The organism is Pseudoalteromonas luteoviolacea, from assembly GCF_021654285.1.
Lineage (GTDB): Bacteria > Pseudomonadota > Gammaproteobacteria > Enterobacterales > Alteromonadaceae > Pseudoalteromonas > Pseudoalteromonas luteoviolacea_J.
Genome location: NZ_JAKFZS010000053.1, coordinates 1 through 17920, shown reverse-complemented (window position 1 = coordinate 17920; position 17920 = coordinate 1). Strand labels below are relative to the sequence as shown.

16 protein-coding genes are annotated in these 17920 nt (G+C 38.3%); 5 read left to right on the top strand and 11 right to left on the bottom strand.

Annotation, left to right across the window (positions count from 1 at the left end; translation table 11 throughout):
* The first annotated feature begins 639 nt into the window (after positions 1–639).
* Positions 640–1188 (top strand): ECF-type sigma factor, encoded by a 549-nt coding sequence (locus L1077_RS26225; protein WP_237139716.1) that lies wholly within the window; start codon positions 640–642, stop codon positions 1186–1188.
* 18 nt (positions 1189–1206) lie between these two features.
* A complete protein-coding gene (locus L1077_RS26220; protein ID WP_237139715.1) occupies positions 1207–4407 on the top strand; it encodes a serine/threonine-protein kinase in 3201 nt (1066 codons plus the stop codon).
* A 315-nt stretch (positions 4408–4722) separates the two neighbouring features.
* Here the strand turns inward: L1077_RS26220 and L1077_RS26215 are convergent, their stop codons facing one another.
* The 9 genes from L1077_RS26215 to L1077_RS26180 all read right to left on the bottom strand — a co-directional run bounded on the left by L1077_RS26215 (position 4723) and on the right by L1077_RS26180 (position 11182).
* Complete coding sequence (locus tag L1077_RS26215; protein ID WP_237139714.1) at positions 4723–5127, bottom strand: hypothetical protein; 405 nt, start codon at positions 5125–5127, stop codon at positions 4723–4725.
* A 381-nt stretch (positions 5128–5508) separates the two neighbouring features.
* On the bottom strand, positions 5509–5778 hold the full coding sequence (locus tag L1077_RS26210; protein WP_237139713.1) for a DUF7683 domain-containing protein: 270 nt from the start codon (positions 5776–5778) through the stop codon (positions 5509–5511).
* 89 nt (positions 5779–5867) lie between these two features.
* A complete protein-coding gene (locus tag L1077_RS26205; protein ID WP_237139712.1) occupies positions 5868–6149 on the bottom strand; it encodes a DUF7710 domain-containing protein in 282 nt (93 codons plus the stop codon).
* 121 nt (positions 6150–6270) lie between these two features.
* Positions 6271–6402, bottom strand: a complete 132-nt coding sequence (locus L1077_RS27520) for a hypothetical protein (RefSeq protein ID WP_275424255.1) — start codon at positions 6400–6402, stop codon at positions 6271–6273.
* Positions 6403–6575: 173 nt separating this feature from the next.
* On the bottom strand, positions 6576–7166 hold the full coding sequence (locus tag L1077_RS26200) for a Crp/Fnr family transcriptional regulator (RefSeq protein WP_237139711.1): 591 nt from the start codon (positions 7164–7166) through the stop codon (positions 6576–6578).
* 76 nt (positions 7167–7242) lie between these two features.
* Positions 7243–7857, bottom strand: coding sequence for a LysE family translocator (locus L1077_RS26195; RefSeq protein ID WP_237139710.1), 615 nt, complete (start codon positions 7855–7857; stop codon positions 7243–7245).
* Between the two features lie 724 nt (positions 7858–8581).
* Positions 8582–9217: a hypothetical protein gene (locus tag L1077_RS26190; RefSeq protein WP_237139709.1), complete on the bottom strand. Its 636-nt coding sequence runs from the start codon at positions 9215–9217 to the stop codon at positions 8582–8584.
* A gap of 472 nt (positions 9218–9689) precedes the next feature.
* Positions 9690–10031 (bottom strand): hypothetical protein, encoded by a 342-nt coding sequence (locus tag L1077_RS26185; RefSeq protein WP_237139708.1) that lies wholly within the window; start codon positions 10029–10031, stop codon positions 9690–9692.
* A gap of 653 nt (positions 10032–10684) precedes the next feature.
* The gene (locus L1077_RS26180) at positions 10685–11182 is read right to left on the bottom strand and encodes a lipocalin-like domain-containing protein (protein WP_237139707.1); all 498 of its coding nucleotides are present in this window, start codon (positions 11180–11182) and stop codon (positions 10685–10687) included.
* 588 nt (positions 11183–11770) lie between these two features.
* Here L1077_RS26180 and L1077_RS26175 point away from each other — a divergent pair.
* Positions 11771–14353 (top strand): M1 family metallopeptidase, encoded by a 2583-nt coding sequence (locus L1077_RS26175; protein ID WP_237139706.1) that lies wholly within the window; start codon positions 11771–11773, stop codon positions 14351–14353.
* Positions 14354–14594: 241 nt separating this feature from the next.
* Here the strand turns inward: L1077_RS26175 and L1077_RS26170 are convergent, their stop codons facing one another.
* Both L1077_RS26170 and L1077_RS26165 read right to left on the bottom strand, forming a co-directional pair.
* Positions 14595–14777 carry a hypothetical protein gene (locus tag L1077_RS26170; RefSeq protein ID WP_063360503.1) on the bottom strand — a complete coding sequence of 61 codons (183 nt, stop codon included), beginning with the start codon at positions 14775–14777 and terminating at the stop codon, positions 14595–14597.
* Between the two features lie 188 nt (positions 14778–14965).
* Positions 14966–15562 (bottom strand): hypothetical protein, encoded by a 597-nt coding sequence (locus L1077_RS26165; protein WP_237139705.1) that lies wholly within the window; start codon positions 15560–15562, stop codon positions 14966–14968.
* Between the two features lie 217 nt (positions 15563–15779).
* Between L1077_RS26165 and L1077_RS26160 the strand changes: the two genes are divergently transcribed.
* Positions 15780–16688: a formylglycine-generating enzyme family protein gene (locus L1077_RS26160; protein ID WP_237139704.1), complete on the top strand. Its 909-nt coding sequence runs from the start codon at positions 15780–15782 to the stop codon at positions 16686–16688.
* Positions 16689–16792: 104 nt separating this feature from the next.
* Complete coding sequence (locus L1077_RS26155) at positions 16793–17707, top strand: formylglycine-generating enzyme family protein (protein WP_237139703.1); 915 nt, start codon at positions 16793–16795, stop codon at positions 17705–17707.
* Positions 17708–17920 lie beyond the last annotated feature (213 nt).

Sequence of the window (17920 nt, the reverse complement as noted above, 5' to 3'; positions counted from 1 at the left end):
TTAAGTAAACGGCAGGACTATTTGCGCTTCAATTTTATTTCACAGGGGAACCTTAAATACTCCAAACCTGTAAATAGATTAATTGAAATAGCTTTGATACTCATTTATTCCTCCTTGGAAAATAACATCACATTAGCAAGAACTCGCGGATATCTCACTTATTCATAATTGAGATACACACTATATCAAGCTAGCTTTGTTTAATATTTTTAATAAGTTAACAGCTATAATTTATATTTTCAATGCAAGAACTAACAGCAAAACCAATCAATGCCTTACATGGACCATCACATACCTTCTTATTAAATTGCTCACAGAGCTTGTAACCTAAAATCGTGCATGCTCTAACTCTCAAATTGGATACTCAAGGTTATTTTTCCTTCGTTATTTTAGTATTTTTATCACAATTTGGAGGGGGAAACATTAGCACTGAAAGTAATAAAAGTAGACATTTCAAACGCCAGCCCGTGAAGAGACTTTGCAGTTTGAAGGCCATTACCTAGGATGCACCTATACAGCCTTGACTTCCGTATTTCCCCGAAAAAAGCCGGTTTACACTTCTCACAAAGTTAAAAATTAGTTACATTTGTGACAAATGACCACCACAAAAACACATCAGCAACAAAACAGGGAGTGTGCATGGATATCACTGATCTAATAACACATTGGCAAAGTGGCTGTAAAAAAAGTGAAAAAAAGCTAAAAGCGCTGGTTTATTACCATTTAAAAAAAGTCTGCAGCTCGCACCTTAAAGTACACAAGGAACAAATTGACGCTACCTTTATCCTCAATAATTTACCTAATACAACCTGTCTTTTGCACCAATCTTTAATGGAGTTACTCCCTCCAAGCTATGGTATTGATCACAAAGCACAGCTTAATCGCTACTTAAGCCTATTTGTACGCAATATGCTACAAGATGAAATTCGCAAGTTAAACGCCCAAAAGAGAACTCCGCCCTCTTATAGTCCTGAAGAGGCCACTGATGCATCACCAGATCAATATCTTGCGCTAGACAATGCACTTTCGCAGCTTGCAAAACAACACCCAACGAAAGCTGATATTTTTTCCCAACATTACTTTTTAGGTCTTAGACCAGAGCAATTGGCACACCAATTAAACATTTCAACCGCTACAGTTTATAGAGAACTAAAAGCTGCAAAAGCCTTCATTAGGGTAAATACTTAGAATAACAAAGGACATTAAATGACTTTCGATGATGCACTTAGTGTATTTGATTATTTACTTGTTCATTCACCTGATAACTTAACTTCTGGGCTAAAGGGCATCCCTAATATATCTTTTGAACTTACAAATGAAGTCACAAAACTGATCTCAGCGCATGAGGAAAATGCCAGACAAACGTTATTTGGCAGCATTATTGCCGAACAGATAAATCTTCTTGATGGTGATAAAGGCCTTCTTTCACTCACTGGAGAGCGAATTCAGCACTTTAGGCTAACCAGCCTATTAGGCTCAGGTGGTATGGGCGTGGTTTATCTGGCAGAGCGCTGTGATGGGCAGTTGGAACAACAAGTAGCTATAAAAATTATTGCCCCTTCGGTTTCTTTACTCACCTCAAAAGAACTTGCCTTTAAAGAAGCACAACATTTAGCTAGGTTAAACCACCCTCATATCGCGAAAATTTACGATGTAGGTACTACTCAGTCAGATCTTATCTACTTAATTATGGAATATATTGAAGGTGAGTCACTGCAGACGTTTTGTGCTGGCCGCCCCTCAAAAGAGGTGCTTACCCTATTTATTAAAGTTTGCGACGCTGTCAATTACTCTCATCAAAACAGGATCATTCACGGTGATTTAAAGCCAGAAAATATTCTTGTTGATAAACTGGGTGAACCTAAATTGTTGGACTTTGGCGTTGCCCACACCCTTAGCGAGCAACACAATGCAACCTACTCAGCTTATATTAATGGCTTAAGCAAAGAGTATGCTAGCCCAGAACAGCTAGCAGGCAAAACACTGACTACTCAGAGCGATGTGTACAGCCTTGGTAAATTATTATTAAAACTAATTGATGCGCCAAACAAAGAGTTGCTAGCAATTATAAACAAAGCAACCGCAGTTGAGCGCAATGAACGTTTTATATCCGCTGCGGACCTTGCCGCCGATATTAAAAACTACCGAGCTCATAAAGCTATCCTTTGGTATAAAAGCGATTTGATCTATTTACTTCATAAAAAGTACCAACGCGCCCCCGTTACCGTCACACTCTCTGTGCTGGCTATCACCCTGCTGACAACCATCAGCGTACTTCTGTTTGTTAGCCAGCAGACTAAGTTAACTCACGCAGAAGAGCAACAGGCACTGCTTAAGTTTTATCAGAATTTATTGGCGTCTTTTACGCCAGATGTGCCGCAAGGCGAGCACTTTACTGCTGCGGATTTATTGGCATATGGCAGCAGACAAGTCGATGCAAACAAGTTAAATGACAAGAGCAAAGTACAAGTCAAATACACCCTTGCACGCAGTCTATACGTACATGGATATTACGAGCGGGTATTAAACGTCTTATCCGGTAAAATATACAATCAAGCTACTAATGAACTTAACGCGCTCAGTCTTTACCAACTAAAAAGACTTAATGACTTGTTACAACAAATCAACGAGTTGCCTGAGGGGTCGCAAAAGGAGCAGTTGAATTGGTTAATAATAGACACGCCTAACAAATTGCAACAAGTAAAACTCATCGACTTTTTAGTGGCCGAGCCATTTAATGAATTAAGATTAATTATTTTAAAGCGTGCTATAGAAAAGAAATGGCTAACCCCATCAAAAATCAAAAAGTTACTAGACGTTATTACAGATAAAGTTCAATCAGTCCGGCATCAGTTGTGGTTAAATTTATTTGCAATCGATATAAAAGCAAATCGCGATAATCCCCCCCTAATACAAGCATTAAATGTGTTAATCACACAAGCAGAAAAAACCTACCACCCCTTGCATGGTGAGCTTGCGGCCCTACATTTGCTTGCAGCAAAAAGCTATTCAAAGTTAAACGATTTTTCCAACCAAGAGCGTTCTATGAATCAGGCAATCTATATATTAGAACAACTCGCACCGCTACATAAGAATCTGCACTATCAAGCTTTATTAGATCAATACCGCTATTACTATGCTACAAATGACCTTTATGTGGCACGAGCGTTTTTATCTCGTGCGTATTCTGCTTGTAATTTGCTTGGGCCAAACTGCAGCACAGTGCTCTACGACCTAGTACTACTCAGAGCAAAGCTAGGAGAAACCAATTCTCTGCAAAAAGATGCCAATATTTGGCTTGAAAATAACCCAGTACACAGCCAACGCTATTTTGATGTTTGGTTAGCGCTTAATAACAGCAGCACAACCATGGCGCCACAAAGCTTAAATTTACCAATTGAGTCTCTTAAGCTAATGTCAATTTCGCAAATGGCTAATTGGCTAACTTTGCTAATTAAACATCACGCAACTGAGGCATTGACACCTGACATAACTGACTATTTACTTAAAAATGCTAGTCATAACCCCCTAATTTCCCAAAACTTGTTGGCCATCAATCGCATTGCACCAAACAAGCTTATTGAGCAAAAGAAAGTTAACTTGGTTGCCACCGCCAAAAACTACGAAAATAGTAAAAATATATTCACGCTACCAGATGCGAATATCCAGATAACACCGAACCAGTATATACAAACCATTCACTTTCCCAAAAGGGATACCGTCATGACTATTGGCACTAGCTATGACATTGCCTGGGATGCATCGAAACTACCAGGTAATACGCTTAGCCTGTTTATAAATCATGGCACCCACCAACCAGACAATAGCTATAAGCAGTTCTCAGAAATTAAAACTACCCGTTGGAAACATGCCGCCAGTAATATTGTCAATAATGGTAAATTCACGATTGACCCCTATGATTTTATGGCTAATGGCACAAACAAATTTAAAGTACTATTGGCCTCTGAGCTCGGTTTTTGGAGTTTATCAGACGGACTGTTCTCGATTGCTTCTGGCATAGCTAAGGACAACGGGCTGGAGCACTTTTTTAACCCCGACTTATTGGTTGATGCTATTACCTTCCCCAAAGCTTTTGATATATACACAATGGGCAAAACCAGTGAAATAACTTGGGATCCTAATAAACTGCAAGGCAAATACCTGCAATTTTATGTCCTACATGACAACCCCAAAGGGTTGGGCAACAAAACCGATGTAAACATTGATACCGTTTACAATAAACGCTGGTACCTATTCTCGACTCATATTGCGAATACCGGTCACTATGAGCTGGACCCTGCACTTTTTAACGGTAGGGGTAATAACTATAAATTGCTGGTGATTAGCGATTTAGGCTATTGGAGCGTTTCTGAAGAACGTTTTTCGGTATTATTTCAAAGGCTATAGCATAGTGGATTGAATATAGTGGGAAAAATATAAATAATAACAAAAACAGCGGTTCGGTTTCCCTCTCGAATAGTCAAAAATCAACCCGCTTTTTTAGAGTGGCTAAACTATATAATCAAGTACTTTTAAGCTACATAGCATTATCTGCCACTCATCAATAACTTCGCATTGAAGTGCATGCACGTAAAACCGTTTTATTCCAAATTGTGAGCTGACAAGGGAAGAATAAATAATCTCCCATTGATGTAAACCTTGCGATATATGCACGCGAGCATAAGCCTGAGTAACTGAATGGAAGTGCGTACCAATTTTAATTTAGTGTTTTAGCAACGTGCCATTTGGTACTTTTTCCAACAGTAATAGAACATTTAAAATTTGAGAGCATACGCTGTTACTGTGCATCCAAATTACTCGACTTCCTTCAAGATAACCATATTCATTAAAATCATTTTGTGTAAAGTACTGAAACAAGATTTGGGTTTCTTGGTCTATTTGAAGCTTTGTAATTTCACCACCAACGCAAGAATACAACCAATTTACCGATACTACAGTCCAAAGCGCAGATGATGCATAAATGCCGAATAGCGGTTGTGCTAGTTGTCTATTTTTGAAATATCCGATGTTTTTCTCTACAGAATCAGCATGCAAATAACATGGCTTAGCTAGCTCTTTGATTTTTGCTCGGTTAACTCTAGCAAGTGCGGTGCTTAAAGAAATCATTTTAATTAAATACCTTATCTCTAGTGATAGGAAATACATAAAGATGGAAGGCTAAAATCAAAACCTCACCATTTAGATCAGTGACGAAACAATAATAACCAATCTCTTCTTCATCAAGAAGGATATTTAGATAAACTTCTATGTATGGTGTTGCTTTGAACTCATGTTTGAAACACAGGTTATAGCTGTGAAAATGATATTTGAAATGACTGGTTATTGAATTATCGAGGTCAAAGTCTTTTGATTGCGCCCATGCTTTAGCACCTTTAATAGCCCTAGATTCAAGCTCAAGATCTAACGCATCCCCAGTTATCTATTCCCACTCACAGTAAATCCATAGCGATTAAAACAACAATAAAATATTACTCTTCAACTATTTATCTAATCAGATAAATAGTTGGCTTCAATGAAATAAGCATTCTTGCTGAAATCCCAAGCAATTGGCTCATGTGTATACTTATTTATGAAACTGACATTAGATTTACGAATTTCATAGCAATCAAACATTGCTTGCTCAGGGTTAGTTTCATCAAATTCAGCTTTGAGCTTGAAGAGGTCAAGCTCAGACAATTCATATTCAGCGATTAACACTTCTGCCTTTTGCGAATACTCAGAGATAAATCGCCGTACTTTGAATTTTGCATCACTCATGCAAAGCCCTATCACACTAAAAGGACCAAAGATAAAATAATTATAACTAATAACCCACTTAATTATATAGCCTTTTTAAACAACATGGCCTATGCACGAGCACCATTTTCATAATGATAATGCTCTTGATTGGCCGTCGTAAACCCGCCTATAAAATCAGGTTGCTGACTTTTCTCAGCTAATTTTTCTGGCTTAATGCTATGCATGTCATTTTCAACGGCCCAATCAAATACACCTTGATTCAGTGGATACTCTGTCAACACTCCAGTCAATACGTTTTCTTTAATCCATTGCTCAGCTAAGCCAAGCTCACTAAAGACACCGCCAGAAAAACCTGTATTATTTTGATTAAATATCCAAACTGTTCCCATATACTACACTCCGAAGGGTTATCAATACCTTTGTAATTCACTATAAACATTACAAGGCACAAATTAAAAGACTCTTATTTTTGTGTTTATATTATTTACTTTCTGTTTTCACTCTAATTGTTTATAAAGCCCCGCGCACCAAATAGATGTTGTATACATTGAGCACCTCGCACACACCGTTTGAGATAACTTTACCATAAGCATAAATTCCCTCACCTACTTCAATAACATCTTTGTATGAAAAAGCTTTCATAGCTAACCAAGCCCCGCGGTAGTTTTGCAGCTAAGAGAATATAAGCTCCTCTTTTAAGTGATTCAAAAATACTGCTCAAGTCTGGATTCATTGGTTTTAAAACTTTTTAGCTGAAATTCATTTTTACAAGCTATAAAACTCAATAAAAGCATGAATATATACACACTTGTTCATCAAGGTTTATTTTTCAATTTACTTAATGTCTGAGGAGCAACACCAAGATAAGAGGCTATATGGTAGGACTTTACTTGATCAAATATTAGAGGGTATTCATCAAGCAAACGGTGATACCTTTGCTCTGCAGTCTCTGACATCAAAGAAAGAACACGTTTGTATGTTGCAGAATAATAGGTGTTGTGTATCCATATTCTCGCTAACGTCTCCCATTTTTTTTCTTGTGATATAAGCTTATCAAGCGCCTTCAAAGGTGCTACATAGAAAGTAGAGTCCTCTAGAATTTCAAAATTAAGCATTGAGCCTTTTTTTTCATAAAAGCTAACACTATCGTCCATAAAGTGATTTAAACCATGTTTACTTTTTCCACGAAAGTAAAGTTGCCAAGTATGTTCTTTACCATTTAAATCCGTTAAAAATGACCGAGCCAAGCCACTTTTAATCAACCATATCTCACTAAAGATATCACCGGCATAATGCACTATAGTGCCTTTTTTGACATCCTTAACGTCAAATATTGCACAAGCATTAGTCCAATCGTCACCTTCGAGAGGTACGTATTGTTCAATCATTTTTCTAAAATATCTCATATAACTACAGCTATTTTTTCGTACATAAATAAAATGAATCGTTTTAAATACGCATATAAGCGCCATATTAATATGATTATTGACGACTCAGTAGCAGGCTAGTTCCAAACATAGCTAAAAACGTTGCACAGCCCCGATTGAAGTACTTTGCCACTTTTGGTTGTGTGAACCACTGTCTTAAATATATTCCGAGTACAGCATATAGCGATATTGCAAACAACTCTAATATTAGGAACGTAGCCCCTAATACAAAAAACTGTTCATTTGTACTAGCCGAAACATTCACAAACTGTGGTAAAAATGCAGTAAAGATTATTATTGCCTTTGGATTCCCTGCTGCGAGCAAAAACTCTTGTTTCACTAAACCGAGTTGGTTATGGGAATTTTCTAGTTCAGCAACGGGGCTCGCCTGCGAACGCCAAAGATTTAATGCAATCCACAATAAATAGGCCGCCCCCAGAGTTTTTACGATTAGAAATAAGGTCTCAGATGCATATAGGACAAAGGCTAAACCTGAGGCAGCTAAAGCAATCATGAGTGAAAATGCGGCTATTCTGCCAAGACCAGCAAGAAAAGCAGTCTTAAAGCCAAAACACCGAGCATTATTTAAAGACAACAGGTTATTTGGGCCGGGAGTCATATTAAGCGCAAAGCAGGCAGGTATAAACAATAATAACTTCCAAATTTCCACGATATTCCCTCTGTGAAACTCACACTTTAATGTCTAGTGTAAAGTAGCAGACTAAACTTAGAGAAGGAAGAGTACGCTCTGTGTCTTTGTGCTCCTCTTTAGTATTATGCCACTAACTAAAAGTAACGTTCAAACAGCTATAACACTAACATATTTGAATCGCCTAAGCTCCAAATGAGGTATACAAAACTAACCCAACTTCAACACGCATTATAATTTTATGAGTACACAGCAAAAATCGTACAGTAAAGAATGAACTCACGCCAAATAAACGCTTGCTCCTACCCATCGTTGGCCAAAAATACCTAAAGAGGAAATCAACTTAAACCACTTTGCCTAATCTAGCCACTGAACTTTGTGGCCACTTCGCCAAGGACTGAATGCCGCTTGAATGTACCAGTAATTTTTAAATACGCTTCTTAAGAGCATCCCAACTGAATTATTCAATCACCAATGTCGGCGGCATAAATGAACTAATAGCTTGGTTTTTATTTGCCTTAGGTAAGGGTAAATAGAATTCGAAAACGCAATATCAATTTGATGATTCTCGAAGCGCAGTTTTAATTCAATATGCGCATCAGATACTTGCCAATCACCTTGGGTAACCAGAAGTTACGCACTCTAATTGTTCACTTGATATTCTGAGTAACTCGATATTCATGTTACCTTTAGTCCCCAATTGGCAAGTAAATTAAACAAGATAGATTCATGCGTGGCTATGAGCTTAATTGACGTTTTCACCGTTTGGTTCCTTGTTTACCATCCTGAAAGCGCTGCTAACTAGCTGCTCCCGCTTTGTATTTGTAAACCTATCTAACTGGAAAAAGTATTTGCCTTGATCACCTGAAGTAATAACTAATTCATTATCAGATAAAACTATCGATTCAAATTCCATAATTGACGCAGTTATCAAGCCAAGCCTATTACATTTCATAGTTTCACTACGGTAATTAAAACATACCTCGAGTGAACTAGAAAATTTATATACTAGATATGTAAAACAAAATATTATCCAACTATCGAATGGGTTTATGTCTACCCATGATTCTAGACCAATAAAAATAACAAAAAGAATATCAACAGAAAGAGCTATCCCAAGCCAAATTGCAACATACTTAATTAAGAGTTTTGATTTAAAGCTTTCAGAGTAACAGATTTTATTATCCCAACCTGTTTCCTCATCTTGAACATTATATAAAGTAAAAAGCGCAGAGCAGAAAATAACCACCTGTACAAACAAAAACCCAAAAGAAGTACTATCCATTAAAATCGTTTCACTACTTCGACTTGGTAAAAACATACCTCCTGCAAAGTCAGCAAAAAGAACATAAAATATAATGTAAGTTCCTGTTTTTAACATTTTTACTCAATTGAGTGTCTAAGACTAAAGATAGAAGCGGCGCTTTGGTCAGTCCCGTTTGAGTTACTGATTCATAGCTTATTTACACACCGACTTTAAAGACATAAATTATATGCCAAATTTTGTGCAATCACCAAGCTTCAAACACACCTTCGAACCACTCTCTATCCTAGTATTTAGTGCGCTAGGATCAGAGCAAAACGAGCAGTAATTGTGAAATCCTTTTACACAGGCTTTAGTTAAGAGTAATTCACCATAAAGCAGGCGCGTTGATACAAAAACATATAACCCTCATTTAAATCTGAGCATAGATATATTCCACTCCAATATTGTAACCTTCATGTGTTTCAATGATAGAGCTTAAATTCATAATGGCCACCAGAGCGCTAATAACTGACAAAAGGTGGCTTGATTAAAATTAGCAATAAAAGAATGTGTCCAAAACACCTTAACTGTTTTTACTAGATCATTGCTAAGACTTTACTAGCGCCAACTTGTCATTTCTGTAGCTAATTATAAATTGATAGCTTTTGAAAGCTTTGCCTGTAGGCTTTAAAACAACATTTCCAATTACATTTGCTTTGTTAATATCATTAACGTTCGACTCAGGACCAATCCATACCATTGCCGTAATTTGAAATTCATATTTTCCAACTTGCTTTAATTCAATATCTTCAACGCCATCACACCAGTAGTACTCAGGAGCATAGCAAGCCTTTAACTTCCAAGAAAAAAACCATTCTAAATCTGAAGCCAAACTGGAACTTTCTACGCTAAGCTGATTATTGAGAGCAGCGCTAAGCGCCAAAGCCATATACCTTTCCAATCGAAGTACAACACGACTGACCCTCAGCTTACTCGAGTACAATTTTTCAAAATATCTATCAGATTTAAACTCAACGCTCATTAACTTTGTAAATTCACCTTGTTTACAAAACTATATACTTTTCAAGCTCCTTATATGGGGCAGTGTACCTCACTGTAACAACTTCACTACCAGAATAACAAAGCTCTGTTTTCTTCCGCCATGGTTTTGAGATGTATTTATTGATTTACCATCAATATATATAAAAACCTATAGTAGATGGGGCATAGTATATTAGTGAAACACCATAAGCATCACTTATTATTTAAACTCTCCCCTTGTAGCCGTGAGTTAATACACAATCACTTGATCTATTATAGTCCCCACCAAAAACTCTAGCATCAATAGCAACTACATCACTATCGTTAACTGGTTTGTTCATACGATAAAAGTTCACTCTCACCATAATCAAAACTAAGATTAACAGTCGTAACCTGTTAAAAATGTAAAATATTAAAAATCACAGACAAACACTTTATTTAATGAGATTGCGAATTTCACCTAAGATAAATCATAACATTAATACATATTAGCTATTTTAGTGATACACTGCTAATCAGCCACCCACTCATTTTGGTATATTTCCACACTGTTTTTAGTACTTATTTAATACGTTTAAAAGTTGCACGTAAATATCCATCTTGCTCCCCTAAACCCAGCTTAACCAGCGGGTAGGCGCCTTCTTGGATCATAGTGTCTCCAGTTATTGAAACTTTAAAAGGAATGGATACCCCCTCGTAATTTGGAAAGCTTGAATATTCAATATGCTCAATCAGTATATTATTCTTGTAGCTATAGCGACCCAAAGATCCGCCAAAATTATCAAACGCGACCACTTTTTGTTCTTTGGTTAATTGATATGAATTAAATCGAGGTCGATTAGTACCGATACTTGAAAACGCAAAATGGCTATCCGTAAATATTTTTATCATTTCACGGCTTTTACCATCAAAGGTAGTGTATTTCTGGTCACCTATAACAAGTGTTTCTAATTCTAGTTGCCACTCACCTTCAAGGGTATCAACTTGACTGCTATTGTTTGTAGTTTTACATCCGGTCAGAAATCCCACTACTAGGACTAAAGTAAATAAAATTCTCATAATTCATATATCCATATCATTTATAAATCAAACGTATCAGCGTTTAAATACAAGATAATAACTCCCCTATGGTGTTAACCTCGCCTAATATAATGATGAGGAAAAAGCCAGAGCCATAATTTAGTTTGTTAAGTCGCTAAAAAAATAAGACTTGCATACATAAACATAACATACCTTTTATCGCCTAGTTACCCACAAAAAGTCTAACAAAGAAGCCACAAGTATTAATAGCTATTACGCTATGGCGTGCGCAAAACTCCCCAACCTGTTGCTTCGCTAAACATCGAAAATAAATGGACAGGCACACTTTTGAGGCTTTCTACAAGCTTAAATCAATTGCTTTACATTAGCGCCTATAAATAAAGTCTCTAGGGTAAACACTTTGAAAGATTCTGTTACATATATTCTATGTCTCACCCAAAACTTGAACACAACGCTAAGATACAAATAAATTACTGCAAAAACAGAACATTATAAAAGTTAAACACTTAATATGAGATTCTCCTTTAAACCTTAAAAGAATAATTAACTTTTAACTTGTTACAGCTTGTGTAAACAATTAGTAATAACAACAAAAAAGGACAATTAATGTTTAAACGCACTCTCTTATCAACTGCCATTTTTCTTTCTCTTACTGCTTCAGCTAATATGAGCGAAGACTATCGATTGGCCAAGGTTGCAAAACCAATACAGCAACATGTTAGTTTAGATGTAGACCCTGCAAAAGAGCGTTTTTCAGGGCAAACCACCATTGACATTCAAGTTTTAAAAGACACGCAATTTATTGAATTGAATGGACTTGATTACGCCATTGAATTTGCCAAACTACTCGGCGATAAGCCATGCGATCTAAAAGATACAATGTTGAAGACAGGTAAAGTGAAACTTGCTTGTGACACAATTATCCCAAAAGGGAAATACACCCTAAAAATTGCATTCGATGCGCCTTATAATCGTCAAAGTGTTGGCCTTTATAAGTCGATAGATAGAGGTGTGCCATACCTCTTTACACAATTCCAAATGAGTGACGCACGGCGTGCCTTTCCCGTATTTGATGAGCCAGAATTTAAGATCCCTTTTCAACTCACCATTACCGCACCATCTTCACAAAAAGTGTATGCCAATACGCCCGTCATTAAAACCGATTCAAACGATGGAAAAACAACGCACTACTTTGATAAAACGCCCCCTCTGTCATCTTATTTAGTCGCGCTGGCTGTCGGGCCTTTTGAACACGTCCCCGTTGAAAAAATGTCGGTGCCGGGCAATATTGTGACGCCACATGGTAAAATTGATATTGCACACTCTGCGGTTAAAGAAACGCCCAAAATCCTTAACGCGCTAGAGCAGTACTTTGACATTCCGTATGCATACAAAAAGCTAGATCAGGTCGCTTTACCTGAATTTCCTTATGGTGCGATGGAAAACGCAGGGTTGATCACCTACCGCGAAGAAATTCTCCTTGTTGATCCCATTATTCAGCCCCGCAGAGATTTCAATACACATTTATACGTTATTGCACATGAACTTGCACACCAATGGTACGGTAACCTAGTGACCTTGAAATGGTGGAATGATATGTGGCTGAACGAAGCATTCGCAACTTGGATCGGTGGCAAGGTGGTCACCAAGTTATACCCCGAGCTAGAGCGTGATTTATTGCTGCCGCAGCATAATGCCATGGTACGAGATGCCATGATCACCACAAAGCCTATTCGTAAGCCCATCAACAGCTCAGACGATATTATGGATGGACTGGGCCTTGCTTACTCTAAAGGTAGTGCGGTACTTACTATGGTTGAAGAGTGGATAGGCCATGAAGTATTTCAACAAGGCATGCGTAATTACATAAAAAAATATGCCTATAAAAATGCAGAAGCAAAAGATTTATGGTCTGAGCTTGAAGCGGTCTCTAAAAAGGATGTCCCAGGTGTTTTAGACTCTTTTGTCTCTCAATCATCGTTTCCTCTAATCGATTTTACTCAGTCAGGCAAAACGCTCACACTCACTCAAACTCGATTTTTGCCTAAAGGTCAACAAGCCAAAGCGCAGCTTTGGAAAGTGCCTGTCTCTATCAAATATGGTGATAACAAAGGAAATGTAGCCACTAAAAGAGTCCTACTCACTGAGCAAACTCAATCAGTTACACTCGATTTTACACCGACCTGGGTGTACCCTAATGACAATGCCATTGGCTACTATTTGTGGTCCATGCCAGAAGCACAATATCAAGCAGTGTTGACACAAGCTGACAAAGCATTAAACACTCGCGAAAAACTTTCTTTAATCGAAACTGCCAAGCAACTTATGGATGCAGGTAAAATTAATGCCTACACCCTACTCGCTTCTCTTAACACATTCACCAATGATGCTCACCCGAAGGTTGCCGCCAATGCGTTAGAGGGAATTGTAAGTAATATGCGCACCTTCGAGACAAATAAAAACCAATCTCAGTGGCAGTCTTTAATTTCTCAAAAAGTGTCCGATGCTATCGAGCGATATGGCTTTGAAAAACAAGCTGGCGAGTCTGACACTGTTTCTGAATTAAGAGCAATGGTGTTCAGACTGGCTGCTTTTGAAGTGCAAGATACTAACATCATCGCTGAAGCACAAAAGCAAACAGTTCAGTTCTTAAAAGATCCCAGTAAAGTAGACCCATACTTAGCGAAAACCTACCTTGAAATTGCGGCTTACTTTGGCGATCAGGCACTACTTAATCAATTTAAATCAACAATAGAACAAACAGCCACCCCAAGTGTTCGCGTTAAACTGTTATCGGCCCTAGGTTACTTTAATCAAAAGGATCTTCAGTCCCAAGTACAAAGCTACCTGTTAACGGATAAATTAACGGCATCAGATACGCCTGCCGTACTAAGAGGGTTAAGCTATCGCCCAGAGCGAAAAGCAAAAATGAACCAGTGGATTTTTGAAAACTTTGAGCAAGTCGCAAAGCGCGTCCCGCCTTATGTGGTTTCTTATTTACCTTACATTTCAATGCCAAAATGCCAAGAGCAAGGCTTTAAAGCTATTAAGTCATTCTATGCATCAAAAATTGAAGCATTTCCTGGGATGGGTAAAAGCTTACCAACCGCAGAGCTCAGATTAAACACGTGTCTATCTTTACAAAAAAGAGAGCTCGCCTCAGCTGAGCGGTTCTTAAAACAACTATAAACCTCATGTTGAGTAATAGGGCTGCCCTATTACTCAATGCAACTTATACAAACTGTTTCTAAGTATGAGTCAGTTACATATCCATCTAAATATGATTGAGTTTTATCAAGGTGATGAACACCGCAGCATAACCGATTTGTGTGGAAGAGGCAGGGTTATTAATAGGTTAACCCCTGAGGGCTAAGTTGGTTAATAATTTAAACTTAAGGCTCCCAACCTAGTTGGGAGCTACACTCTTAAACTAGCAAAAGTCCGTAAAGACGCATGTTTCAAACAAATCAGAATGTTGAGGAACGCGATTGCCAGCATTATTTTGAGCGAGTCTTTTACCGTGACCACCACCAATCTTAGGTGTCAGGTTCTGGTTTAGAGATGATGCTTTAGATAAGTTTTTGATATTTTTCTTATTTAACTTAAATTTCATTTTCTTTCCTTATGATTGATTAAGTTCCCATTGATGGGACTTTCAACGTAACACCCCTGCAATCATTTTGCAACACCATGGTGTTCTATGTAATTTACCAAATAACTTAGGCTTCCCAGAATTCAAGTTCCACGTGCGCCGCTCATATTGAAACCTAGAATAAACTTTAAATTGCGTTTAATCTCAGGTCACCGTGTACGTCTGGCAGACATTGCTCTTCTATTTAACTCCTTAACCAAAGGGCTTATAGTGCGCAGCTTAGACTTAACTTTTGGTTCAAACATTAACTCTGACTCGATCCCACCATCGTTTTTTATTTGAACTCGTATTAATCTCCGATTTCTCATGACGTGCCTCACTCTGATAATATCTTTTAGCTCTACCCGTTGTTGTTTATCGTTTGTTATAAATAGCAAAGCATCCCCTTCGTCATAAACTACATCAGCAGTGTCCCTAAAACACAACTTAAAAAAGACTAAGCCAAAAGCCACAACGAAAACAGGTGTTATGATGAACTGAAGTGCCTCATAGACGAATACTGATGAGAAAAAAATAGCTGGAGAGATTGCAAAAAACATACAAAAAATAATGCGAAAAATAGCATTGCTGTAAATTGAGTCTGCAGAAAGTTTCCTGTGGTGGGTGACTGGCTCTCGCTTTTCTTTTTCTAAAATTAACCTATCGATTTCCTTTGCAATATCAGGGTATTTCTCCCGATCTACAGCCTCTGCTGATAGATACAAATCATCAAGAGAATATGTTGTGAAATCGATTTTTCGAGTCATATGCTCCACCCTTTGTAATAGATATTCAAAGTGCTTAAGCACCTAGCTCTTTCAAACAAAAGCGCACATTTAAACTAAACATGACAATATATAATTATTTCTAAATTAGCAACAAACTAAGCCTTTAAAACTAATACTTTATAACTATTCACTTTCTCCTTTACCCAGTCCCTGATATGCTAGCGCATAAATTAATCATACTAAGGATAAGTAATTAATGATTAAAAAAATCTTCGACAAAACCGCTTTTAATTTTCAGCCCTATCGGACTAAACATCTCATACTCGTACCTTTCGCAAGCATATTGCTGGGTGGCTGTGATGAGATTGCTCAGCGCATCGACAAAATCACGGGGGAGCAAGACAAACAAGTTCAAGCTTTGATTGCGCGCACCAAAGCCCAAATGATTTTTGTTGAGGGCGGTAGCTTCATGATGGGAGATGGCGGTGGGCCCGACGATTTGCTTTGGACCATCGCGACTGATAACAAACCCGCACACAAGGTCACATTAACCAGCTACTCGATGGGCGCATACGAAGTCAGTTATGGCGATTTTGATTTATACACTGCGGTACATAACCAGCCAAAAGTGATGTGGAACGAATGGGATAAAAAAGAAATCTGGCGAGGCCCCGAATACCCGGCGGGCGTGAGCTGGTATGGCGCAAAGAACTACTGCCTGTGGTTAGCTAAGCTTACAAATTTACCCTTTGATTTACCCACTGAAGCACAGTGGGAATTTGCTGCACGTAACCGAGGGGAGAATATGCCTTTTGCCACTGATACAGGAGTACTAGACCTTGGTGTTAACTTTTCACCTTCGGTTAGCGATGATAGCTCTGCAATTAGTGGCTCTTATCCGCCCAATCCACTTGGTTTTTATGATTTAAGTGGCAATATGATCGAGTGGGTTAATGACTGGTGGGCAGAGGATTATTTCCAACATTCTCCTGAACATAACCCCACAGGACCCAACACAGGCGATAAAAAGGTCATGCGAGGCGGAATGTTTTTAGAATCGCCAAGAGGCAGTAATGTTTTTACACGTCAGGAACTAGACGAACTCAATGTAGCCTACAGAGCAAGCGGCTTTAGATGTGCCTTAAATCAATCACAACCTCTTTAATTTAAAAATGTCTGAACCTAATACTTTATAACGATTCACTTTCTCCTTTACCCTGTCCCTGATATGCTAGTGCATAAATTAATCATACTAAGGATAAGTAATTAATGATTAAAAATGGCTTCGACAAAACCGCTTTTAATTTACAGCCCTATCGTACTAAACAACTCATGCTGATTCCTTTGGCGAGCATGTTACTGGGTGGCTGTGAGGATCTTGGCCAGCGCATCGACAAAATCACGGGAGAGCAAGACAAACAAGTTCAAGCCTTGATTGCGCGCACCAAAGCCCAAATGATTTTTGTTGAGGGCGGCAGCTTCATGATGGGAGATGGCGGTGGGCCCGACGATTTGCCTTGGACCATCGCGACAGATAACAAACCCGCACACAAGGTCACATTAACCAGCTACTCTATGGGTGCTTATGAAGTCAGTTATGGGGACTTTGATTTATACACTGCGGTGCATAACCTCCCTAAAACAGTCTGGGAAGAATGGGATCGGAATGAATTTTGGCGCGCGTCTGAATATCCAGCCGGCGTGAGTTGGTATGGCGCGAAAAACTATTGTTTATGGATCGCGAAACTCACTGACTTACCCTTTGATTTACCGACTGAAGCGCAGTGGGAGTTTGCTGCACGTAACCGTGGAGAAAATGTACTTTTTGCGACTAATAATGGTCAATTAGAACTTGGAGTAAATTTCTCTCCAGCTACTAGCCCGGCACGACCTTATATCAGTGGCACATACGCACCAAACAACCTAGGTTTCTATGATTTAAGTGGTAATCTTATCGAATGGGTAAATGATTGGTGGGCAGAAGATTATTATAAAAACTCTCCAGTACATAACCCGCAGGGGCCAAGTACTGGGGATAAAAAAGTGATGAGAGGTGGTCGCTTTTTAGAATCGCCAAGAGGCAGTAATGTACTTACACGACAAGAGTCTAGTAATCTGACAGAATCATACCGTGCAAGGGGGTTTAGATGTGCAGTCAACATGGCTAAAGAAATAGATACTTAATGAAGTTCACTCTAATGTATTACTACCATAAATGAATAAGTCTTAACTTTAATTGTCAGGTTTGACTAATAAAGCTCAATCAAATCTGAAAGTCTCGTATGTGCCAAAAGCGGACATTCAGTTATCACTTGTTTATGTGTACTAGCTCAGACTTGATCTGACAGTTACCCGTTTTTCAATCGGTGACTGTCAGCTTAGATTTGAGCTAAATTT